This is a genomic window from Pseudorhodoplanes sp., from assembly GCF_035565795.1.
GTDB lineage: Bacteria > Pseudomonadota > Alphaproteobacteria > Rhizobiales > Xanthobacteraceae > Pseudorhodoplanes.
Genome location: NZ_DATMRV010000114.1, coordinates 1 through 21,296, shown reverse-complemented (window position 1 = coordinate 21,296; position 21,296 = coordinate 1). Strand labels below are relative to the sequence as shown.

The 21,296-nt window shown below is 62.1% G+C and carries 20 protein-coding genes and 1 pseudogene; 13 read left to right on the top strand and 8 right to left on the bottom strand.

The genetic code is table 11. The features are described from left to right. From VNZ93_RS11155 to VNZ93_RS11130, 6 genes and pseudogenes are all read right to left on the bottom strand, one after another. Positions 1-984 (bottom strand): annotated as a pseudogene (locus VNZ93_RS11155) (amidohydrolase family protein). Positions 985-1,125: 141 nt separating this feature from the next. After that, on the bottom strand, positions 1,126-2,385 hold the full coding sequence (locus VNZ93_RS11150) for an amino acid ABC transporter substrate-binding protein (protein ID WP_325704368.1): 1,260 nt from the start codon (positions 2,383-2,385) through the stop codon (positions 1,126-1,128). 73 nt (positions 2,386-2,458) lie between these two features. Further along, a complete protein-coding gene (locus tag VNZ93_RS11145; RefSeq protein WP_325704365.1) occupies positions 2,459-3,349 on the bottom strand; it encodes a VOC family protein in 891 nt (296 codons plus the stop codon). 13 nt (positions 3,350-3,362) lie between these two features. Continuing rightward, a complete protein-coding gene (locus tag VNZ93_RS11140) occupies positions 3,363-4,229 on the bottom strand; it encodes an NAD(P)-dependent oxidoreductase (protein ID WP_325704362.1) in 867 nt (288 codons plus the stop codon). A 43-nt stretch (positions 4,230-4,272) separates the two neighbouring features. Beyond that, positions 4,273-4,641 carry a YciI family protein gene (locus tag VNZ93_RS11135; RefSeq protein ID WP_325704359.1) on the bottom strand — a complete coding sequence of 123 codons (369 nt, stop codon included), beginning with the start codon at positions 4,639-4,641 and terminating at the stop codon, positions 4,273-4,275. Positions 4,642-4,667: 26 nt separating this feature from the next. After that, the gene (locus VNZ93_RS11130; protein ID WP_325704357.1) at positions 4,668-5,600 is read right to left on the bottom strand and encodes a fumarylacetoacetate hydrolase family protein; all 933 of its coding nucleotides are present in this window, start codon (positions 5,598-5,600) and stop codon (positions 4,668-4,670) included. 188 nt (positions 5,601-5,788) lie between these two features. Here VNZ93_RS11130 and VNZ93_RS11125 point away from each other — a divergent pair, with 188 nt between their 5' ends. The 4 genes from VNZ93_RS11125 to VNZ93_RS11110 all read left to right on the top strand — a co-directional run bounded on the left by VNZ93_RS11125 (position 5,789) and on the right by VNZ93_RS11110 (position 10,655). Then, complete coding sequence (locus VNZ93_RS11125; protein ID WP_325704354.1) at positions 5,789-6,424, top strand: TetR/AcrR family transcriptional regulator; 636 nt, start codon at positions 5,789-5,791, stop codon at positions 6,422-6,424. 73 nt (positions 6,425-6,497) lie between these two features. Then, complete coding sequence (locus tag VNZ93_RS11120) at positions 6,498-7,496, top strand: small ribosomal subunit Rsm22 family protein (protein ID WP_325704351.1); 999 nt, start codon at positions 6,498-6,500, stop codon at positions 7,494-7,496. 8 nt (positions 7,497-7,504) lie between these two features. Then, the gene (locus VNZ93_RS11115) at positions 7,505-10,042 is read left to right on the top strand and encodes a DUF3772 domain-containing protein (RefSeq protein ID WP_325704348.1); all 2,538 of its coding nucleotides are present in this window, start codon (positions 7,505-7,507) and stop codon (positions 10,040-10,042) included. Between the two features lie 94 nt (positions 10,043-10,136). Beyond that, positions 10,137-10,655, top strand: a complete 519-nt coding sequence (locus VNZ93_RS11110) for a CAP domain-containing protein (RefSeq protein WP_325704345.1) — start codon at positions 10,137-10,139, stop codon at positions 10,653-10,655. A 4-nt stretch (positions 10,656-10,659) separates the two neighbouring features. Here the strand turns inward: VNZ93_RS11110 and VNZ93_RS11105 are convergent, their stop codons facing one another. Continuing rightward, positions 10,660-11,181 carry a GNAT family N-acetyltransferase gene (locus tag VNZ93_RS11105; RefSeq protein WP_325704342.1) on the bottom strand — a complete coding sequence of 174 codons (522 nt, stop codon included), beginning with the start codon at positions 11,179-11,181 and terminating at the stop codon, positions 10,660-10,662. Between the two features lie 64 nt (positions 11,182-11,245). Between VNZ93_RS11105 and VNZ93_RS11100 the strand changes: the two genes are divergently transcribed. The 4 genes from VNZ93_RS11100 to VNZ93_RS11085 all read left to right on the top strand — a co-directional run bounded on the left by VNZ93_RS11100 (position 11,246) and on the right by VNZ93_RS11085 (position 14,619). After that, positions 11,246-12,865, top strand: coding sequence for an acyl-CoA synthetase (locus VNZ93_RS11100; protein ID WP_325704340.1), 1,620 nt, complete (start codon positions 11,246-11,248; stop codon positions 12,863-12,865). A 613-nt stretch (positions 12,866-13,478) separates the two neighbouring features. Beyond that, complete coding sequence (locus VNZ93_RS11095; RefSeq protein ID WP_325704338.1) at positions 13,479-13,847, top strand: hypothetical protein; 369 nt, start codon at positions 13,479-13,481, stop codon at positions 13,845-13,847. A 99-nt stretch (positions 13,848-13,946) separates the two neighbouring features. Then, complete coding sequence (locus VNZ93_RS11090; RefSeq protein ID WP_325704335.1) at positions 13,947-14,141, top strand: hypothetical protein; 195 nt, start codon at positions 13,947-13,949, stop codon at positions 14,139-14,141. Between the two features lie 94 nt (positions 14,142-14,235). Then, positions 14,236-14,619, top strand: coding sequence for a hypothetical protein (locus VNZ93_RS11085; protein WP_325704332.1), 384 nt, complete (start codon positions 14,236-14,238; stop codon positions 14,617-14,619). On the opposite strand, the gene VNZ93_RS11080 is transcribed toward VNZ93_RS11085, so the two are convergent. Further along, complete coding sequence (locus tag VNZ93_RS11080) at positions 14,616-15,542, bottom strand: LysR family transcriptional regulator (RefSeq protein ID WP_325704330.1); 927 nt, start codon at positions 15,540-15,542, stop codon at positions 14,616-14,618. The genes VNZ93_RS11085 and VNZ93_RS11080 overlap by 4 nt on opposite strands. A gap of 106 nt (positions 15,543-15,648) precedes the next feature. Here VNZ93_RS11080 and VNZ93_RS11075 point away from each other — a divergent pair, with 106 nt between their 5' ends. From VNZ93_RS11075 to VNZ93_RS11055, 5 genes are all read left to right on the top strand, one after another. Beyond that, positions 15,649-17,100, top strand: coding sequence for an aldehyde dehydrogenase family protein (locus VNZ93_RS11075; RefSeq protein ID WP_325704329.1), 1,452 nt, complete (start codon positions 15,649-15,651; stop codon positions 17,098-17,100). A gap of 4 nt (positions 17,101-17,104) precedes the next feature. Further along, positions 17,105-18,151 carry a membrane dipeptidase gene (locus VNZ93_RS11070; RefSeq protein ID WP_325704326.1) on the top strand — a complete coding sequence of 349 codons (1,047 nt, stop codon included), beginning with the start codon at positions 17,105-17,107 and terminating at the stop codon, positions 18,149-18,151. A 77-nt stretch (positions 18,152-18,228) separates the two neighbouring features. Further along, positions 18,229-19,887 (top strand): hypothetical protein, encoded by a 1,659-nt coding sequence (locus VNZ93_RS11065; RefSeq protein WP_325704323.1) that lies wholly within the window; start codon positions 18,229-18,231, stop codon positions 19,885-19,887. Next, a complete protein-coding gene (locus VNZ93_RS11060; protein ID WP_325704320.1) occupies positions 19,884-20,534 on the top strand; it encodes a DUF3726 domain-containing protein in 651 nt (216 codons plus the stop codon). The genes VNZ93_RS11065 and VNZ93_RS11060 overlap by 4 nt, the downstream gene beginning before the upstream one ends. A 21-nt stretch (positions 20,535-20,555) precedes the next feature. Then, positions 20,556-21,296 (top strand): Ldh family oxidoreductase (locus tag VNZ93_RS11055; RefSeq protein ID WP_325704317.1); only part of this gene is annotated, 741 nt, incomplete at its 3' end.

The window sequence follows — 21,296 nt, the reverse complement described above, 5'->3', positions numbered from 1 at the left end:
TCAAATCTTCAGCTTGAACAGATCGATACAATTGGTGCGGCCGATCTTGATGCGGTCGTTTTCGCTGATCGATGCAGCGTCAAACCAGATCGCCGCGTGATCGATATTCTCGAACGGCCAGTCGGTCGAGAACAGGATGTGATCCGAGCCGATCTCCAGGATCGCGTCGATCAGCGTCTGGGTGCGGAAATTGCCGGACGTGGTCAGCCAGAAATTCGCGTGGAAATATTCGGCGAGTTTCTTTTTGGCGGGATACTTATGCGGAAGATGCGTCGTCCAGCCGTTGCGGTTGTCGATGCGCCACATCGAGTAGGGCAGGCCTTCGCCCATATGGCCAAGGACGATCTTCAGATTCGGGTACGCGTCGAACAGGCCTGACGCCATCAGTCGCAGCGCGTGCACCGCAGTTTCCTGACCGAATGCCCAGGTCGGGCCGAGCAGCCATGGGTGCCCGTCATAAATGCGCGCGTCCTGCGGCAGCGGGTTGCGCGGATGCAGATAGAACGGCACGTCGAGCTTCTCGAGTTCGGCCCAGAACGACCAGTATTGCTTGAGGTCGTAATAGATCGGGATGTTCGGATCGCCCGCCTGCGAGAAGCCGTTGACCAGTGAGCCGACAAAGCCGAGGTCCTTCACTCAACGCTGCAATTCGAGGCTTGCGAGGTCGGGATCCTGCATCGGCAGCGCAGCCAGCGCCTGAAAGCGGTCCGGACGCTTCGCGACTTCCTCAGCGAGAAAGTCGTTTGCTTTCTGCGCGAGTTCGTTGGCCTTCTTCACATCTGCAATGGCCTGGATCGCCGGCGCGTTGAGTGACAGCAGCATCATCTCGATGCCGTGTTCGTCCATCTGCTGCAGGCGCTTGCCATGGATGTCGAGGAGGCGCGCACTCAGCTCGGTCCAGATCTGATCCGGCAGGAAGCCGTTCGAATCCTCAAGCGTGTCTGGAATGGCGAAATGCTCCTCGAGAGCAATCTTGCCTTTCATGCTGTCCTCCCCGGTTTGTTACTTTTCCTGACCGAACGAGTTAGACGAAATCGATATTACTTGCAAATGCAAGCAAAGTCGCGGTGCGGCAAAAGGCGCCGCCGGTGGCCCGGCGGCGCCATGTGCAACCCTCCGGTGCCGTCAATTCTTCGCGTAAGGGTAGACGATCGTCCCGTTGCGGAATTTCTCCGGCCACAGCACCGGCTGCTTCTCACCGTCGCGGAATTGCGCGACGTCGTTGGGGACGACGCCTTGGAATTGCGAGAACACCGTACGCGGCTCCGCCCATTCGCCATCGGAGCCGAACTTCAGCGGTCCGGCGACGGTGTCGAACGTGTTGGCGTGGATGTATTTCGCGATCTTGTCGTGGTCGAGGCTCTTGGTCTCGGTCACGGCCTTCGCGAGAATCTGTCCGGCGGCATAGCCGAACGGAACGAAGCCATAGCCGAACGGATCGATCTTCATGCCCTTTGCCCGCTCGCGATACTTCGCGAGCACGTCCTGAAGTCCCGGGAATTTGAAGATGGGTGTGAAGCTCTCCATGATCACGAGGTTATTGGCAAGCGGTCCGAGCTGCACCTTGAGCGGGGTCGCCAAGAGGCCAATCATGGTGCCGCCGAACATCTTCGGCTTCAGACCGATTTCGTGGGACGCCCTTACGATCCCGACGGTATCCGGCGGATAGGACGCCACGAAGACGAGGTCGGCATTGGCCGCCTGGACCGCGCGCATGATCGGGGCGAAATCCGTCGTCGTGGGCGGATAGCTCCTGTCGAAGATGATCTTGAAGCCGAGCTTCTGCGCGTTCTCCTTGGCGCCATCCGCTGCGGTGCGGGCGAATTCCGCGTCGGCCGCGACCATCGCAATCGTCACGGGCTTCGGCTTCTGCGCCGCCGCGAGTTCGAAAAAGCCGCGCGAAAAAGCGGCGACGCCCTCGCTCGAAATAGGCACCATCGAGAAATAGCGGTCGTAATTGAAGTGCCGGTTCACGCCGACCGCCAGCATGGAAATCGTGGTCTTGCCGGCCTGCATGATGACCGGCATGGCGGGTGCCGTCATGTTGGTCGCGTAGGGTCCGAGCAGCAGATCCACTTTGTCGACCGACAGGAGCTTCTGATAGATCGCCGGCACATTCGCCGGGTTGCTTTGGTCGTCGTAGTGGATGAGCTCAACCGGGCGCCCGAGCAGCCCGCCGGCCGCGTTCACGTCGTCGCGCCAGATTTCCAGTGCCTGCAGTAATTGCTGGCCGTTCGGCGCGACCGCGCCGGTCAGCGACATGCTGAAGCCGACCTTGATCGGATCGCCCTTTGGTGCCTGCGCAGTTGCGGCAGAAATTGTCAGAAACAACATCGCGGTCAGAGCGACAGCACGCGCCCACAACGTGCGTAATGCCACGTTCATTTGCATACCTCCCGTTTTGCGTATCGTGTGTTGACCCGGCTCTTGGTGGCCGGTTGCTGAATTCGATGGACCGCTATTCCATCATTTCGTCCGGCGGCATCGGACCCCAGAGATTGGCCGCTTCCGGAGTCTTCGGCCATGTCTTCGGGCGCTGCGGATTGTCGCGGTGCCAGGGCCGCGGTTCGAAATAGCCGAGCGCCTCATCCTTCATCAGATCGAGTTCGGCGAACAGTTCGGTGATCAGGCCGTTCGGGCTGCGGTGATAGGAAAACAGATTATGACCAATGCCGTGACGGCCCGGACCCCACAATGTCTTGTATCCGCGCCTGCTGATGTAATCGAGCGCGGTCTGCATGTGCGCCCAGTCGCGCAGCTCAAACGCGGTGTGGAAATGCTTGTTCTTGCCGGTCTCGACCAGGTTGATGGTGTGGTGGTCCGGGCTGCAGCGCAGGAACGAGAAATAGTCACCCATCCAGTCCGACACGCGGAAGCCGAGCACGTCGCAATAAAAGCGCGTTGCGCGCTGCACATCCGTGACGTGGAACGCGATGTGGCCGAGCTTGTGCGGCACCACGCCTCCCTTGCTGGTGAAGGGCTGCTTCTGCAATTCCGGCTGCCGGAAAACCTCCATGACGGTGCCCTTGGTATCCTCGAAGGACACCATGTCGGCGATCGTCGGCTCCGGATCCTTCTTGCGCTCGGTCCTGATGCCGTGGGCCGCGACCTGCTTCTCGAAGGCGTCGAGGTCATCGTTCGGTCCGAGCTGGAAGCCGATCCGCGTGCAGCGGGGATGCGATCCGCTGCGCAGGATGATCGAGTGATGCTCGTTCGTGCTGGCGAGATAGGCCGCATCGCGCTCGCGCGCGATCAGGGTCAGGCCGAGTACGTCGGTGTAGTATTCAAGCTGATGCTCGAGATCCGGTGTCTCGTAGCTCGCATGAGAGATTTTCCGCACTCCGATCATGGAGATGGCTCCTTCAGTTTCGGCGGGTTTCGAAATGTTCGAGAATGGCTGCCACGTCGCGGTCGCCGATATTCGGGACCGCGCGTGCGTAGATATCGATCAGGCTGTCGAGCAGGTCGGTTGCGACGCCGGCCTCCGCGGCCATGTCCTTTGCCGTGTCGAGGTAGTGCGCGAGACCGGCGGCCGATCCCTGCTGCGGCAGGAATTTACGCTCCGCCATCCATGGCGCGCGGATAGCAAACGCGGTCGAGCCGCCGCTGCCGGTCGCAACCGCCTTGATCAGCAGGTCCTTGTCGACGCCGGTTTTCAGTCCGAGCGCCATTGCTTGCGCCGTGCCGGCGATATGCAGCGCGACGAGGAAATTGTTGACGAGCTTGACCTTGGTTGCGGCCCCGAAGCCGCCGAGATGCATGCACGAGTCCGCGAAGTCGGCGACAACCGGTTCGATTGTCCTTACTGCGTCGGCAGGTCCGCCGAGATAGATCACAGCCTTCCTGGCGGCCACCATGCCAGGTGTGCCCGAGACTTCGCCGTCGAGGAAGGTCGCTCCCTTGCCGGCCAGCGGCTTCACATATTGCTCCTTCACCGGGACCGGATGCGATCCGAACTCGACGATGACCTGACCGGGCCGCGAAGACTTGATCAGGCCATCAGCACCATTGATGACGTCTTCCAGCGCTGCGTCGGTCGGCAGGCAGGTGAAAACGATGTCGGCCTGCGCGCCGACATCGGCGGGCGATTTCGCCTTGACGCCGCCGAGTTTCTCGAAATCGGCGAGCGAGGAGCGGCGATAGCCGATCACCTTGTGGCCCGCCTTGATCAGATGCTCGCAGATCGGCAGACCGATCTTTCCGACGCCGATGAAGCCGATCGTCTGCATATTGCAAGCTCCCCTCTTGCTCCGCTCTTGGTGGCGGTGTGGGTCAGGAAATCTTCGCGGTCTGGTCCGAGAAATTGACGGTCACGCTGAGCGAGCCTTCCATCACGGTCCACGGAACGATCTTGAACGTCCTGATCCCGTGAACGACGAAAGGATCCTTCAGCGCGATACGTTGAACTTCCTCTTCGTCGGCAGCGCGCACGATGGTCATGCCGTCTGCCTTCGAGGGATCGCCGAGCGGCCCGGAAGCGAACAGCTTTCCCTCACGCTCGAGCTCGATCATGTATTGCAGGTGATCGGCGAGATAAGGCGTCACGTCGAGGCCCTTGCCTTGCGAAAAGATGACGAACAGTTTCAGTCGCAGCATCCCTTTGAGGAGATCCGCAATCTTCATCTGGGCGGCGGAAGGCATCACGCACTCCTACAAACACAATTCGTCTACGCGAAGTCGGCGACCATCTTGTTAGTCAGTGTGCCGAGTTCGGCGATCTCGATCTTCACCTCGTCGCCGGGTTTCAGGAATTCGCCTTTGGGAAGTCCGACGCCCGCCGGCGTGCCGGTCGCGATCACGTCGCCCGGCTGCAGCGTGATGTGACGGCTGAGATAGGCGATCTGTTCGGCGGTGTTGTGCACCATCTTGCTGGTGTTGGAATCCTGCTTCAGGACGCCATTCACCCATAGCTTGATGGAGAGATTGTTCGGGTCGGAAATGTAGGCAGTCGGCGTGAGCCAAGGGCCCATCGGCGCCGCGTCCTCGAAGCACTTCTGTCCGATCCAGTCATAGACAAAGATCGATCCTTCGCGCTTCATGAGATCGCGGGCGGAGAGATCATTGACGATCAGATAGCCGGCGACCGCGCTCAGCGCATCCTTCTCGGAAATGTTGCGCGTCGGGCGCGCGATGACCGCGCCGATCTCGGCTTCCCAGTCGACCTGCTTGGAGAAATTCGGGAGACGGGCCGGAGCACCGTCGCCGATGATCGAGCCCGCGGCCGTCTTCAGGAAGAACCAGGGTTCTGCCGGCTTCGTGATGTGTACGTCGCGTCCGGTCGTCTGCTTGGCGATCGCGGCCATCTCGTTGAGATGGTCCCAGTAATTCGCGCCTGCGCAGTAAAAGGCGCCGGGATAGAGAAGCGGCGCCAGCAATTTGATCGAGGCGAGCGGAGTGCCCTTGTCGGCAAAGCCTTTGTCTTCACACGCCTTCGCAAGGCGCGGATTCGTTTCATCCCAGAAGCGCAGGATCTCCATCACGCTGGAGAATCTGGCGCCGAGAATGCTCGTCGCCGGAACGACGCGGCCCGCCGCGAGAATACCCGCGACCGGCGCTCCATTGCTGTCGGCATAGCTGACCAGCCGATATCCGGCCTGCATTCACGTCCTCCCGTAGCGCTTCTTGTTTATTCGTTATCAGTACTGTACTGTACGTTACAGTTAAGTTCGTGACTGGTGCAACAGAAAAGTTTTGGCGCTAGATGGGTACATCGTCCGTCTTGGTAAACCGCATGTCAGTTCACGATACGAAAGCACCCGCGCCCAAGAGGCGTGCGGCAGAGAAAGTGTTGCCAAAACCGGCTCAAGGAGGCGCAAACAAGTCCGATCCGCGCCGCGATCGGATCGTCCGCCTTGCTGCTCCGCTGTTTTTGAAAAAGGGTTACGACAACGTTTCAATCGACGATGTCATAAGCGTCGCGGGCGGGTCGAAGGCAACCATCTACGCGTGGTTCGGTGGCAAGCAGGGTTTGTTCGAAGCAGTCGTCCGCCAGAAATGCGACGACGTCACTCTCGCGATTGCGATCGATGCCGACGGCTCGCTCGAAGAGCAGTTGACCCAGATCGGTCAGTCCTTCGTTGCGATGGTTCTGACACCGCCGATTCTGGAATTCCATCGCCTGATGGTGTCGATCGGCCGGACCTTTCCCGAAGCCGGACGATTGTTTTTCCAGAGCGGCCCGAGCTCGGCCTACGCGATCGTGGCGAAATGGATCGAGCGCCACCAAAAGGATGGCCGGTTGATCGACGAGGATCCCTATCGGCTGGCCGTGCTGTTTCTGGACATGCTGATCGGCGAGCACCAGCTTGGCTGGCTGATCGGCATGCCACGCGCCGCGCAGAAAGCGAAAGTGGACGAGACGGTGCGCATCGCGGTCCGCGTCTTTCTTGGCGGCTGCGAGACGTCGCCACAGCGCCGGCGCTGACGCCGGAAGTCCGGCTGGTAGCCGTACGCGAACGCTGGTCTTCAGCGAGAACCGCGTCTAGCGTGCGCCTCGCATGGAACTACCACCTCTTATTCGGGCGGCCGTCGACAACGCGCTGGAAGGCGTGCCGCTTGCCGATCTGCGCGCCGCGGCCGAGCGGCTTTCCACGCGCTATCGCAGCGAGACACGCGACGGCCGGGCGCACATCTCCGACGATCTGTCTGCCCGCGCCTATCTCGCGGTGCGCATGCCGGCGACCTATGCCGCCATCCGGGCCAGCATCGACGCGGTTGCGGAACTGCGCCCGGATTTCTCGCCCAAGAGCCTGCTTGATGCTGGCGCGGGACCTGGCACAGCGCTGTTCGCCGCCCGCGATCGCTGGCCGGGCCTGTCTGAAGCCACTCTGATCGAGAGCAGTCCCTCGATCCGGCGATGGGGCGAAGCGCTGCTATCGACTATCGATCTGGCGCGCGTCGATTGGCGTGCGTCCGACCTCGCGTCGTCAGCGCAGCCGCAAGAATGTCGCGATCTTGTCATGCTGGCTTATGTGCTTGACGAGATTTCGCCGGCCGGGATTGCGCCGCTTGTCGACCGGCTATGGCAGGCGACAGGCGACACGATCATTGTCATCGAACCCGGGACACCGGCAGGATGGTCACGAATCCTTACTGTCCGTGACAGGCTCATCGCGGCCGGGGCGCATCTGGTTGCGCCGTGTCCGCATGCGCTGGCCTGTCCGCTTCAATCGCCGGATTGGTGCCACTTCTCGCGCCGGGTAGCGCGATCCCGCATGCATCGCCGCATCAAGTCGGCGGACGTGCCGTGGGAGGACGAAAAGTACGTTTATATTGCGGCATCCCGCCATCCGGCGCACCCTGTGGCTGCGCGGGTCATCGCGCCCGTTCAGGTGCGGGGCGGCACGGTCGCGCTGAAACTGTGCGAGGCGACAGGCGTTTCGCGCCGGCAGACCTTGTCTAAGCGCGACGGCGAGGCTTTCCGGCAGGCGCGGCGGCTTGCATGGGGGGATTGCGTGGGCGAGCATGCCACATTCCCTGCAGATTCCGCTGTTTGACACATTCAATGCCGATTCATCATCTGATCCGCCACGCGCTCGTGGCCCTGGCTCTTTGTGTCGCCGCGGCCGCGGTTCCCTCCGTGAGCATCGCGCAGGAGAAAGCCGCTCCCAAGGCTGACGCTCCGGCGTCCAAGGCCGCAGCCCCTGCAAAAAAGGGCGCCAAGGTCGGCGAGGATGAGCAGCCTGAACCGTCAAAGGACGGGGCGAAGCGTCCCAGACTCTCGCGGACCATGGCCGCCATCGAACCGCTGCGGGAGACGATCGAGCAGATCGAGACGTCTCTGCGCGCGCCCGATCTCGGCGATTCCACGCTGGTTCAGCATCGTGGCAAGCTTGAGCCCGTCCGGGACGAGTTGCGCGAGATCATCAGTTCGCTGGAAAGCCGGCTTGCCGATGTCGAGACACGGCTGAAGCAGCTTGGGGAAGCGCCGGAAGAGGGTGAAGCGAAGGAAGATCCGAACCTCACGGCGGAGCGCGCGCGGCTCGAGGAACGGCGATCGGCCCTGGATGGTGCGCTCAAGCAGGCCCGCCTGTTGATGCTGCGCGCAGACAATCTCTCGGTGCGCATCACCGAGCGACGCCGGGCATTATTCACGCAGGAATTGCTGGGACGAACCTCGAGTGCCCTCGATCCAGGATTCTGGATGCAGGCTGCCAAGGCAGCGCCGGATGCATGGCATGGCGTCGTTCTTGTCGCGCAAGGGTGGGCCGATCACTTGCGCGCCACGGCGACCGCCTGGAAGCTCACCGCGGCCGGTCTCGCGCTGGCCGCGTTCCTCGCCTGCGCCGGTTTCTTCCTGCGCTGGTACTTTCGCCGTGACTTCAGGCCGAAGCAACTCGGGACACGTTTCGCGAAATCGTTCTTTGCGATTCTCTCGCTCATTCGCGTCACCGTCACCGCGCCGGCGATCGTGTTCGGGGCGCTGTTGATCCTCAATGCGTTCGGCCTCCTGACCGAACGCATCGGCAATATCGGGCTGACGCTCGTGATCGCGGTCGCGGTGGCGGCTTTCGGGCGCGGCGTCGCAGTCGGTCTGTTTGCGCCGGGCGAACCCGATCGGCGCTTGCTGTCGGTGAAAGAAGATACCGCCCGCCTGATTGCAGGAAAGCTGATCTGGGCGGCGCGCATCCTGGCCGCGGTCATTTTCCTCAACGCCGTGCTTCAGACCGTGGTCGCGCCCGTAACGCTGACGATCGCCACCAACGCAATCTTTTCTGCAGTCATCGTCGCGTTGCTGTGCCACTTTCTGTTCCTGATGGGAAGCCGCGTGTCGCTGGAAGACGACGTCGCCGGCGCCGGCTGGCTGCGGAGCGCGGGGTGGCTGCTGTCGATCGGCATGATCGCGGCGCTGGTCACCGGCTATATCGGGCTTGCCGCATTCCTCGCCGGCCGCTTCCTCTCGGCGCTTGGGTTGATCGGTGCGCTCTATATCTTCCTCACGTTCATCGATGCGTTGTTCACCGAGGTGCTGACAGCGTCTTCGCCGAAGGGACGCGCGGTCGCGAACTTCTTCGGGCTCAAGCCGCGTTCGATAGGACTGCTCGGCACGCTGGTCTCGGCCGTCATTCGTCTCTTGCTGGTGCTTGTCGTGCTGATGCCGCTGCTCGGTCCGTGGGGCATTTTTGCCGCGGACTTTGTCGGCGTGCTCAAGGATGCCACCTTCGGCTTCCGCATCGGCGAATTGTCGATCTCGCTGACGTCGATCCTGATCGCTTTTGCGATCGTGCTGATCGGCACGCTCGCGACGCGTGCGGTGCAGGCCTGGCTCAATACGCGGTTCCTGCCGCAGACAACGCTCGACCCGAGCCTGCAGAATTCGGTCTCGACGATCTTCGGCTATGTCGGCGTGATCGCGGCGATCTCGCTTGCTCTGGCCCAGCTCGGCGTCGATTTCCAGAAGATCACGCTGGTAGCCGGTGCCCTGTCGATCGGTATCGGTTTCGGCCTGCAATCGGTGGTGTCGAATTTCGTCTCCGGCTTGATTCTGCTCGCGGAACGGCCGATCCGTGTCGGCGACATCATCAGCGTGAAAGGCGAGGAGGGCCGCGTCCGTCGCATTCATGTGCGCGCGACCGAAATCGAGACCGGCGACCGTTCCAGTGTGATCATCCCGAATTCCGAGCTGATCACCCAGGTGGTCAAGAACCGCACACACACCGACACCTTCGCCCGCGTCGCGGTGACGCTGGGCGTCTCCTACGACAGCGATGTCGTCAAGGTGCGCGAAATACTGCTCGAAATCGCGAAGGCGCACCCGCATATCATGCAAAATCCGGCACCGAGCGTGCTGCTGACCGGCTTCGGCGAAAGTGCGATCAATTTCGAGCTGGGTTGGGTCGTGCGCAATCTCGGCGACGGCGGCGGGATCAAGAGCGATGTCTGTTTCTCGATCCTCGAGCGGTTCCGCGCGGAAGGCATCGTGATGCCGTACCCGCATCGGTATATCCACATTGAGGGCCTCGCCAACGGCGACGGGGCCGAATTGGAGCCTGAATCGCCAGCTCTGGAACCCGCGGTCAAAAAAAAGCCGAAAGGCCGGTGATTTTGAGGCTCTGAACCGGATTTACCGTTCGGTTACCAATTTGCGGCCATTTCGGGGGATCGGGGATTTTCAGGTCATGACGGACGGCCGTCCAATGTCTGTGGCGTTTCTGTGCGGGCTTGGGCTCACGCTGTTCGGTTGTGCGACCGAGCCGCCGCCCTCGCAGCCGTCATTTTATCAGAGCATGGCGAAGGCCGGGGCCGAACTCGATCCGCAGGCTGCCGCTTCGATGATCTCCGGCTATCGCCGCAACAACATGCTGGGTGAGGTGACGCTCGATCCGCAGCTGATGAAGATGGCCGAGGAGCAGGCGCGCGCCATGGCCACCAAGGACAAGCTCGACCACAACGTCGCGGGCAACTTCCAGCAGCGTCTCCGCAAGTCCGGCTACAAGGCGCATACCGGCGCGGAAAATATCGGTGCTGGCTATCACACGCTGGCCGAGGCCTTTTCCGGCTGGCGTGACTCGCCGTCACACAAGGCTAACATGCTGCTGAGAGGCGCGACCCATATGGGGATTGCTGCGGTCTATGTGCCGAACACCAAATACAAGGTGTTCTGGGCGCTGGTTCTTGCCGCGCCCGAGCAGCGGTCTGCGCAAGTCGCGAACTAGTGTTTCACGCGGTATCGCGTGTCATGTGAACGGCGCCCGCGCCATATTTGCGCCGTGCCGCATCCTGCAATCCCTCGTCGGCGGTTCTACGAAATCCCGATCGCGCCCAGAACGGCTCGCTGCCGCTGACGGCGACCAGCGTCATATGGCCGACGGGAATGCTGCGCGCGATCTCGACGAGTCGCGGCACAAGGCTCGACGCGAGGTTCATGCGTCTCAGCGATGAATCCACGGTGACATCGTGGATGAAATACGCCGCCGGCTGAAGCGGCAATACCTGCAGCATCGTATCGAGCGCCGGCGGTGCCCCTATCTCCCAGGGATGCGAGAAGCAATAGCCCGCGATTTCGGTGCCGGGCCCATCCAGCACGAAACAGCCGCGTGGAAACAGGCGGAATTTTTCGAAGAGCACATCCCGCCGTTCCGGAAAGTCCGGGTGGCTGCGCGTCGACAGATCGTACGCGCCGGCCAGATCGGCTGCCGTCATCGGGCGCCATTGCGGCATAGCGGGGCGGCCTTCATTCATCGCGTGCACCAATCGCTGGACGTGCGAGCCTTGCCCGACTAGCTTCCTGTCCGCAAGGACCGGGATGCTTTCTCCAATCTACGACTACGACAGGCTCTATCGCGACTTTCGCTGGGAGATACCTGCTCGTTACAATATCGGCGTCGATGTCTGCGATCGCTGGGCGCTGCGCGACCCGGATCGCACGGCCATCATTCATGCACATGGCGACGGTCGAACCGAAAGCATTTCATTCCGCGCCCTGATGCAGCAGTCGAACCGGCTTGCCAACGCGCTGCGTGCGCATGGCATTGCCCGCGGCGATCGCGTCGCGATTCTCCTGCCGCAGACGCCGGAAGCGGTAATCGCACATGTTGCGATCTACAAGCTGGCTGGTATCGCGCTGCCGCTCGCACTGCTCTTTGGCAGCGAAGCCCTGTCATATCGGTTGCAGAATTCCGGCGCGAAGGCCGTCATCACCAATAGCTACGGACTCGAGAAGCTTGCAGCCCTCTCCGAGTCGCCGCCGGATCTGAAGCTCGTAGTTTCGATTGATGGCGAGGCTGCCGGGGCTGTCGGCTTTGACCTGCTGCTGCAGGCCGCGTCCGACTCATTTACGCCGGAAGACACCTCGCCCGACGATCCGGCGATGATGATTTACACGTCCGGCACCACGGGGCCGCCCAAGGGCGCTCTGCACGCGCATCGCGTGTTGCTCGGTCATATGCCCGGCATCGAGTTGCCGCACGATTTCTTCCCGCAGCCGGGCGATCTGTTCTGGACGCCGGCGGACTGGGCCTGGGCCGGTGGCCTGCTCGACGCATTGCTACCGTCGTTGCATCACGGCGTTGCGGTTGTCGCCCGCCGCTTCGACAAGTTCGATCCGGAAGAAGCCTACGCGCTTATGGCGCGCACCGGCGTGCGCAATGCTTTCATCCCGCCGACCGCGTTGCGGATGTTGCGCTCGGCGCCCAATCCGCGAGGCCGATACGATCTGCGTCTGCGCAGCATCGGATCGGGCGGCGAAGCGCTTGGCTCGGAAACATTCGCATGGGGCAGGGACGCCTTCGGCCTGACCATCAATGAATTTTACGGGCAGACGGAATGCAACCTTGTGTTGTCCTCCTGCGCGATGCTCGGCGTGTCACGGCCCGGCGCTATCGGAAAGCCGGTGCCCGGACATGAGGTTGCGGTGATCGGCAGTGATGGCGCGCCGCTTAAGCCCGGTTCGGTTGGTCAAATCGCGGTTCGCCGCCCGAACCCGGTGATGTTCCTCGAATATTGGGGGCGGCCGGATGCGTCCCGGGACAAGTTCGTCGGCGACTGGATGACGACCGGCGATCAGGGGATGGTCGACGACGATGGCTACTTTCATTTTGTCGGGCGTGATGATGACGTCATCACCTCGTCGGGCTATCGCATCGGTCCCGGCGAGATCGAGGATTGCCTGATCCGTCATCCCGCAGTCGCACTGGCCGCTGCGGTCGGCAAACCGGACGCGCTGCGTACCGAAATTGTGAAAGCTTTCGTTGTGCTGAAACCCGTCGTCTCGACGCCTCGCGAGCTTCTCGTGACGGAACTTCAGGATTTCGTGCGGACACGGCTGTCTGCACACGAATATCCGCGCGAGATAGAGTTTATCGATGAAATGCCGATGACAACGACCGGCAAGGTCATCCGCAGGATCCTGCGCGATCGCGGCTGACAGCGATTACCTATCAACTTTCTCGCGCTACACACTGGTCAGGTTCTGCTGCTGCACGCTGAGAAGCGGCCATAGCCGTCATCAATATAACATTGATTTCGAAGATATTCCGGGACTGGATATGGCCGGCCGTCGGGACCAATGGAAGGATCGGCAGGCCCCCTCCAGTGTGGCCGTGGCTGATAGATCGCATTCGGTGGCGCTGCGTGTGGCGGTTTTCGTTTTTTCGCCGCTGACAAATTCGTGTTGCTGCCATGCAGCATTGACTCGTTCGGTTGCCCTGCATCGGGACCGCGCTCCCAAGCAGCGCATATGCAGATGGTGAATGCCACAGCAAAAATTTTCGCGCGCATTTAAACTCTCCGGCAGGTCCGCGAGTTGATAGGATGACGAAACGAACGGTCGCTGATAGACTGCCGTTTCATCGCGCCCGCATCGTCGTCAGTTTCCCGGACTGCTTGCGGTGATGATGCCGCTGGCGGCATGATCAGAAACCCTCAAGAGCAGACATTATTTCGTGGGCCGTCCAATATCAGTTTTGAGGAAGGTCAATACGGCGGACTTTGATGCGGCTTAGGCGACGCGTAACCCCGGCGTAGGCAGGAGAGTTCTCATGTCATCGAGCGAGCCTTCAACCAAGTGGCCAATGTCGATGTTCAATCCAGCTGACTTCACAAAGTTGGGCATGGGTCAAAGCGAGGTCATCGCTGACATGCAGAAGGAATTCTCAAAGCTGATCGAACAGGCCAATGCCGATTGGATGGCACGCATCGAACTGGAGCGGGAATTGGCGTCTGATCTGACAGCAAAGCTGTCGTCCGCCAAGTCACTGCCGGAGGCTGCCAAGGCCTATCAGGACTGGATGGCCCGTCGCATGGAGACGATGTCGAAGGACAGCCAGAAGTTTTTCGCCGAAAGTCAGAAATTCGTGACTTCCATGAACCGGTTTCTGGCGAACGGCGGGAAGACTGCCAGCAGCTAGGCGGTCAAGGAGCGAGCGTCCGGCTTCGTGGATCCGGACCGGCTCGTCTCAACGGGGGCGGGGGCAATCAAGACCAGACGCTCAACCGGGAGAACGTTCATGGACAACAAAGCCGGTATCCAGGCATCCGTCGATGTGTCGCAGCTGCCCACGCCTGTGGAATTGACAAAGTTAATCCGCAAGCTGCGCTGGATCGGACTAGAAGATGAGGCGCGGCAGTTGCAGGTCGTGCTGGACAGATTTCCGCAGGATCAGAGAGCGGTTCTTCCTGGCACACCGATTGATTGTGACTGACAAGCGTGCCTGATCGGGCACTTTCGCCAAAAGCTGATATGCTTCTCGCGAGCGGGGCGGAAACCTGGTGCCCCGTTCATGGGGATACGCAATCATGACCGATCCGGTTATTGACGGTCGCGCGGTAGGGCGACGGCAGCTCCTGCAAATGCTGCGCGATGTCTGCACCGAGGGGATGGCGCTGTGCGACAAGACGCTCGGCGCCTCCGAACGGTGGAAGGATCGCGCCGATTCAGTGATAAGGTCATGCGTCCGGCTGCAACGCGGACTCATCGGCTCTCATCCGGCCGTCGCGGATGAGCTGCATATGCTCTCGACCGAGATCCAGAATGCGCTGGCGGCTCGCCCTCATGAATCGTTGTTCGCGGCGCGCCTTCAGAAGGTCAAGGACGTGCTCCTTCGCCTGCAATACGTCGATATCGGTGGCGATCGGCCCGGCGAGAAACCGGCAGATGCACCCACAGCGCAGCAGAACTAGCTGCGTTCGGAGATCGCGCCGTCACTCATCAGCGTGATCGAGAAGTCGTCCGCAATCTGTATCAGCTGATCGCGTATGATCTGCAACAGAGCGGCCGTCGCCGGCGACAAAACCTCTCCCGCGCGGGTGATCGCCCCGACTGTGCGCCGTGCGTCGGGTTCGTCGATCGGGACAAAGCCGATATCGACTTGCGGTTCGTTGACTGAGAGTTGGGGAAGGATCGTGATGCCGATATTGGCGCGCACCAGCGCCAGCAGCGACAGCACGTTGTAGACAACGATCGGCGCCTGAGCCGGAGGAGGCACGGCGTCGATTGCATGCGCGTCGGAGATCGCGTTCGCGAGCAAGGTGCGGCCCTGCAGATCCGACCAGCGGCGGCCGCCCCGTTTGCGATAGAGCGGGTCGTCGCGCCGACACACGATTCCGAGCGGCTCCTCGAACAGCGGCGTGAACACCAGCGCGCGGCGCTCGCTCGGCATGCTCGCGATGCCAAGCTCGACAGTGCCCGATTGCACGAGATCGGCGACGCTGCGCGAGTCCGCATCGCGTGCGGTGATCTCGACAGCAGGCCATTGGCTGCGGAAGCGGGCAATGACCGCGGGCAGGAGCGTCGTGGCGATCGAGGGAACGGAGGCAATATCGATGCGGCCGATCGCATTGCGCGAATAGGCTTGCAGCGACGCAAGCTTGCGGTCGACATGGCTGAGGAGGTCGCGGACCTGGGTATGGACGAAGCTGCCGACCGGCGTCAGCCGGTTCTTGCGCCCGCTCTCGAACAATGGCGCGCCAATGTCCTGCTCGAATTGTTTCAGCTTTTCGGAAATCGCGGACGGGGTGCGGCCAAGCCGGGTCGCTGCGAGCCGGATATTGCCCGATTCCGCAACGGCCGCGAACACACGGAGGGTGGCAAGGGACGTGCGCATGATCCGATCCAATTTCGGGAAAACCGAAATATTATACCGTATTTCCGAATTGACCGAAATGTGCCGGCGGCGTCCGATACCGGGCGGAACTCGCTGAGTGGTGACGATGGCGTCGGACAAGCACAATTATATCGGCGGACGTTGGGTTGCCGGTGGTTCGACCCGACCCAGCGTCAACCCCTCCGACATCTCCGACATCATTGGTCACTTTGCCGAAGCCACGCCCGCTCAGGTTGGTGAGGCGATAGTCGCTGCGCGAAGCGCGGCCACAGCCTGGGGCGTTTCGCAGCTCGAGGCGCGCTACAAGACCCTGATGGCGATCGGCGACGAGATCTGCGCCCGTAGCCAGGAACTCGGCGAACTTCTGTCCCGCGAAGAGGGCAAGCCGCGCGCCGAAGGTGTCGGCGAGGTTTTTCGCTCCGGCCAGTTTTTCCAGTATTTCGCCGCCGAAGCGCTGCGGATTTCGGGCGACGCCGTCGATTCAACACGGCCCGGCATCGAGGTCGATGTCCGGCGCGAGCCGATCGGCGTTGTCGCCGTCATTTCTCCGTGGAATTTCCCGCTCTCGACCGCTTGCTGGAAGATCGCGCCGGCGCTGGCCTTCGGCAATGCCGTGATCTGGAAACCGGCGAGTGCGACACCCGCGATCGCGTGGCAACTCGCAGAGACCTTCAGCCGGCAGACCCTGCCGCCCGGCACGTTCAACCTGCTGATGGGATCGGGCGGCGTCGTCGGCAATGCACTCGCGGCAAGCCCCGATATCGATGCTGTCACCTTCACCGGCTCCTACGAGATCGGCCAGCAGGTCGCGACCCGTGCAGCGCCGAACTTTACCCGCATCCAGCTCGAACTCGGCTCCAAGAATCCGCTGGTCGTGATGGACGACGGCGACATGGAGCTTGCGGTCGCGCATGCCTTGAACGGAGCGTATTTCGGTTCGGGCCAGAAATGCACCGCCTCATCTCGCCTCATCGTACATCGCAAGGTGCATGATGAGTTCGTCACCAAGCTGAAGGCCAAGGCCGAGGCGCTGGTGGTCGGGCACGCTCTCGACGAGGGCACGCAGATCGGTCCGGTGGTGGACGAGAAGCAACTCGCGCAGGCGCTCGACTATGTGAAGCTCGCCGAAAAAGAGGGGTGCGAGCGCGTCTGTGGCGGCGAGCGACTGAAGCGGCGCACCGAAGGATATTATTTTGCGCCAACGCTGTTCATCGGCACGAAGAACGACATGCGGGTCAACCGCGAGGAAATGTTCTGCCCGATCGCCTGCGTGATCGAGGCCGGCAGCTACGAAGAGGCGCTGCAGCTGGCAAACGACACGCCGTACGGACTGACTTCGGGCATCATTACGAAGTCGCTCGCCCGCGCCAACCATTTCCGCCGCCACATGAAGACCGGCTGCGTGATGGTGAATTTGCCGACCGCGGGGACCGACTATCACGTGCCGTTCGGCGGACGGAAGAAATCCTCGTACGGACCAAGGGAGCAGGGTCGCGTCGCGGTCGAGTTCTTCACCGCGATGAAGACGTCCTACATCAACGCGGGAGCGCCGGAGTAGGGCCATGACCGCAAGCGATCGCTTCCTCATCGACGGCCTGCAATACTGCAACTGGTCGGAGAAGATTTTCCGGGAGCTGAACGCGGGCGGTGTCACGGCGATCCACGTGACGATCTGCTATCACGAGAATTTCCGTGAAACGATCGCCAATATCGGCCAGTGGAATCGCTGGTTTCAGGACTATCCCGATCTGATCTGCCCGGCCGTCACGGCCGATGACGTGCGCCACGCAAAGCAGAGCGGCCGGACCGCAGTGATCTTCGGTTTTCAGAATCCCGCGCCGATCGAGGACGATCTGTCGCTGGTCGAAATCTGGCATCGGCTCGGTGTCCGCTTCATGCAGCTCTCTTACAACAACCAGAGTCTGCTTGCGACCGGCTGCTACGAGGCCGAAGATCCCGGCATCACCCGCATGGGCCGCGAAGTGATCCGCGAGATGAACCGGGTCGGACTCGTCATCGACATGTCACATTCCGCCGAGCGTTCGACGCTTGAGGCGATCGAATTGTCGTCGCGGCCGATCGCCATCACGCATGCCAACCCGTCGTCATGGCATCTTGTACCGCGCAACAAATCCGATGCGGTGCTCAAGGCGCTTGGCCAAAGCGGGGGGATGCTGGGCTTCTCTCTCTATCCGCTGCATCTGAAGGGCGGCTCGGGCTGCACTTTGCGCAGCTTCTGCGAGATGGTGGCTCGCACCGCCGAGTTGATGGGTGTCGATCGCATCGGCATCGGTTCTGACCTCTGCCAGGATCAACCGGATTCGGTGGTTGAATGGATGCGCGTCGGCCGCTGGACGCGCGACTCGCGCGGTGCGTCCGGTGCGCTCGGCGCTGCTGTGTTTCCGCCGCAACCGGACTGGTTCAGGAACAACACGCAGTTCGCGGGCATCGCCGACGGACTTGCGGATGTCGGCTTCGCGAAGGCTGACATCGACAAGATCATGGGAGGCAACTGGCTCGACTTCTTCGAGCGATCCTTCGGCCCTGAACAGGCGGAACGGCCCCAACACGGCGCATCCGCAAAGCGCTCTGCGGGCAAGGGCGTCTGATGATGACGCGGCCCGAACCCGTTATTCATGTTACGGGGGAAGCCGCACCCCATCGGGAGAGTGGACTCGCCGTCGATATGCGCTCGCCCGATACGGTGATGCGCCTCGATCGTCTCGGTAGTTTTCATCAGACCCGCCTGTCCTTCATGCGTGTCCTGCTGCGCAGGCTCGACAGTGAGGCCTGGCGGCTGTCATGCGTGCGATGGGACGTCAATGAGCGAGGCGAGGGTTTCGCTGTCTATCGTGCCGCGGGGCCAGTGCGCAGTTACAGCCTTGTGGCCTTCGCACATGATCTGCCGCCGGAGAAGCGGACCGATCGCGTCATCGCCGAGGAATGGGACGCGACCTTCGCACTGTTCGATGGCGATCCACTGCCTGCGGACATCGAGCGGCTTCGCGCTAACGTCCCGCGTCAGGAGGCCGGGCGCGTCAGTGACACGGAAATCGTGCTGGCGCGCGCCAACAAGAGCGTGCGTCTGTTCGATCATGTCGCATCATGTCTCGCGTCAGGACAGCAGCCGCGCGCGGAGGATCTCGCGCCGGTCGGCTATCTGATGCGCACCACGGCGGTTTACGGCAGCGGCAAATTCGGATTGGCGGTTCGCGAAGCGATCTGCGATCGTGAGGAGTTCAGCGCGCCTTTCCAGGCGGAAATGCTTGCTGTCTTTCTGATCCGCGCCTTCACGCTCGACCTGGTCGATCACAGCGCCAGAACGAGATCGCCGGGTAACGCAACGACGCTTGCGCCGGAGTTGAGACGGACCCTCGGCGTCGGCAATGCCACCGGCCTTGGCATGGCGCCGTTCCTGATCAACCATCCAGCATTGCTTGATCGCTGGATCACTGCGCGCGAGACAGCACTGGCGCGCGTCCGCAGTCTGCAAGATCCAGCCGCATGGACTGCGCTGCCGTCTCTGATTGCGCGCGCCCGCAAGCTGGTCGCATCCTGGACTACGACCGACGCCAGGCAGCAGCAACGCATCGAGGCTCTTGACGTCGATCTCGGCACCCTGGCCGCAAGAGTTGACGCTGGCCCATCCGGGCTCCTGCCGTTGGATACATTGTATCGATGGGCGGAAACGTCGCTTGGTCTCGAAGCGCAGGAAATGCTGGTCTCTTTGCTGATCGAGCCGCATGGCCCGGTCGTGGATGATCTTGCGGAAACGATGTCCTGCGATGAGGGCGCGGAATTCCCCATCGACGGCAGGATGACCCTCGGGGCGCTCGCGGCGCTGATCGAGCAGAATTATCGCTTCGCGATCGAAACGGATTTCAGAAACCCCTCGGCTCAGGCGCGCTTCTGGTACGTCTCTGAGGAGAAGCTCGAGCCGCGACTGGGCGAGCGGGGTGCGGAAGAGGGCGCCGAGCTGGAGCAGCCGCTTGGGATAGCCCGTGACGTCGCGGATCTTTACCGCGCGCTCCGAACACGGGAGCGCAACGCGCGCGTTGCGGAGTTTCTGCTGCAGGCTCCGCAATTCCGGCATCTGGTTCGCCGGATCCAGATTTCGGCGCGGCATCCCTATGCGGAGGTGCGAGACAATCTGCTGTCCGCGCAGATGCGTCCGATCGACCTCTTGCGAGCCAAGCTCGCCTGCTTCGGCGCCACGCGGTTCGATCCCAAATCGGATCGTTGGGTGCGCATCACCATGTTCCAGAATGCGCCGCTGCTGGATGAGATCGGCCGGGGCAATGCCGATGACTGGGTGCTCCCGCAGCTTGAGGCTCGCGACGCATGACCTGGTCGCTGAACGAGCTCGAAGCCGAGACCAGGAAGGCCGTCCGCGGTGCTGGCCTGTCCTGGGGCTTGAGCGAGGAGGGCGCCAAGGCCGTGCGCTGGCTGGCGGCTCATGGTGCCGATCCGCTGCCCGCGCTCAGCGATGTCCTGGAGCGCCACGATCAGCGCGAGAAAATCACGCCGGTCTTCGATGCAGTCTTCGGGCACTGGCATGCCGATGCGTCGATATGCCCAATCACACTCGGCGCAACTCTTTCCGATTATGCCGATCGGCTGACGACCGATACCCTGGTCGCCGGTCCGGTGGCGCGGCCGTTGCTGCTGGCGCCATTCGTAGCCGCGGCCGCGCGCATCCTGAAACGCTCACTTGAGCTTGACGTGAACGGGATGCGTTTGACGCTGGATGAAAAGGGAGATCCGGCCGGCGATCTGTCGATCCTCGATGTCCCGGATGCATCCGAAGTCCGATGCGCGATCGCGCGGGGCCAGCCTTCTGCCGTGCCAGCAAGGCCGGCATCGACGCGTGGCATCGAAACCGATCCGCAATCCTGGGCGCGCATCGCTTCATATGTGCACCGGACCTACGTTCCTGCGAGCGAGCGTTCGCGCCGAGAAGGTGCGGGTGCCGGCATGATCGACAATGATTGAGATGCGGATTGAGTTGCGCCGATGAGCAATGTGCAGATGAGCCTGGACGAGATCAATGCGCTGGCGCTGTCGGCGCTCCTTGCGGCCGGTGCGACGCAGGAGCAGGCGCAACCGCTGGCCGCCGCCGTCACTGCGGCCGAGGCCGATGGTATTGCCTCGCATGGGCTCGCTTATGTGCCGACCTATTGCGAGCATCTGCGTTGCGGCAAGGTGGACGGCAAGGCTGTCCCGGAGGTCAGCAAGCCGAAGCCTTCGCTGCTGGTGGTCGATGCGAAAAGCGGTTTCGCGCATCCGGCCATCGACGCCGGCTTCAAGGCTCTGATACCGCTCGCGCGCGAGATGGGAATTGCCGGACTTGCGATCCGCAACTCCTATAATTGCGGCGTGCTCGGCTATCATACCGAGCGGCTGGCCGCCGCCGGATTGCTGGGCCTTGGCTACACCAACGCGCCGGCCTCGATTGCACCTTTCGGTGGCCGCAAGGCGGTGGTCGGCACCAATCCGTTTGCCATCGCCGCACCCGATGGCAAGGGCGGCGCCGCCATCTCGATCGATCAGAGCGCCAGCGTCATCGCGAAAAGCGAAGTGATGCGCAAGAAGCGCGCCGGTGCGTCGATTCCCGAAGGCTGGGCTTTCGGACCGGACGGTCAGCCCACCACGGATCCTGATGTCGCGCTGAAAGGCACAATGGCGCCGAGCGGCGGTTACAAGGGTTTCGGTGCAGGCCTGATGGTCGAATTGCTGGCCGCAGCTGCAAGCGGC

Excerpts from the sequence above, each read along its gene's own strand:
- VNZ93_RS11145 (WP_325704365.1), bottom strand. The coding sequence starts at position 3,349 with ATGATCGGAGTGCGGAAAATCTCTCATGCGAGCTACGAGACACCGGAT.
- VNZ93_RS11140 (WP_325704362.1), bottom strand. The coding sequence starts at position 4,229 with ATGCAGACGATCGGCTTCATCGGCGTCGGAAAGATCGGTCTGCCGATC.
- VNZ93_RS11085 (WP_325704332.1), top strand. The coding sequence starts at position 14,236 with ATGACCGATCCGGTTATTGACGGTCGCGCGGTAGGGCGACGGCAGCTC.
- VNZ93_RS11095 (WP_325704338.1), top strand. The coding sequence starts at position 13,479 with ATGTCATCGAGCGAGCCTTCAACCAAGTGGCCAATGTCGATGTTCAAT.
- VNZ93_RS11100 (WP_325704340.1), top strand. The coding sequence starts at position 11,246 with ATGCTTTCTCCAATCTACGACTACGACAGGCTCTATCGCGACTTTCGC.
- VNZ93_RS11080 (WP_325704330.1), bottom strand. The coding sequence starts at position 15,542 with ATGCGCACGTCCCTTGCCACCCTCCGTGTGTTCGCGGCCGTTGCGGAA.
- VNZ93_RS11090 (WP_325704335.1), top strand. The coding sequence starts at position 13,947 with ATGGACAACAAAGCCGGTATCCAGGCATCCGTCGATGTGTCGCAGCTG.
- VNZ93_RS11115 (WP_325704348.1), top strand. The coding sequence starts at position 7,505 with ATGCCGATTCATCATCTGATCCGCCACGCGCTCGTGGCCCTGGCTCTT.
- VNZ93_RS11135 (WP_325704359.1), bottom strand. The coding sequence starts at position 4,641 with ATGCCTTCCGCCGCCCAGATGAAGATTGCGGATCTCCTCAAAGGGATG.
- VNZ93_RS11130 (WP_325704357.1), bottom strand. The coding sequence starts at position 5,600 with ATGCAGGCCGGATATCGGCTGGTCAGCTATGCCGACAGCAATGGAGCG.
- VNZ93_RS11110 (WP_325704345.1), top strand. The coding sequence starts at position 10,137 with ATGTCTGTGGCGTTTCTGTGCGGGCTTGGGCTCACGCTGTTCGGTTGT.
- VNZ93_RS11150 (WP_325704368.1), bottom strand. The coding sequence starts at position 2,385 with ATGAACGTGGCATTACGCACGTTGTGGGCGCGTGCTGTCGCTCTGACC.
- VNZ93_RS11105 (WP_325704342.1), bottom strand. The coding sequence starts at position 11,181 with ATGAATGAAGGCCGCCCCGCTATGCCGCAATGGCGCCCGATGACGGCA.
- VNZ93_RS11120 (WP_325704351.1), top strand. The coding sequence starts at position 6,498 with ATGGAACTACCACCTCTTATTCGGGCGGCCGTCGACAACGCGCTGGAA.
- VNZ93_RS11060 (WP_325704320.1), top strand. The coding sequence starts at position 19,884 with ATGACCTGGTCGCTGAACGAGCTCGAAGCCGAGACCAGGAAGGCCGTC.
- VNZ93_RS11065 (WP_325704323.1), top strand. The coding sequence starts at position 18,229 with ATGCGCTCGCCCGATACGGTGATGCGCCTCGATCGTCTCGGTAGTTTT.
- VNZ93_RS11070 (WP_325704326.1), top strand. The coding sequence starts at position 17,105 with ATGACCGCAAGCGATCGCTTCCTCATCGACGGCCTGCAATACTGCAAC.
- VNZ93_RS11075 (WP_325704329.1), top strand. The coding sequence starts at position 15,649 with ATGGCGTCGGACAAGCACAATTATATCGGCGGACGTTGGGTTGCCGGT.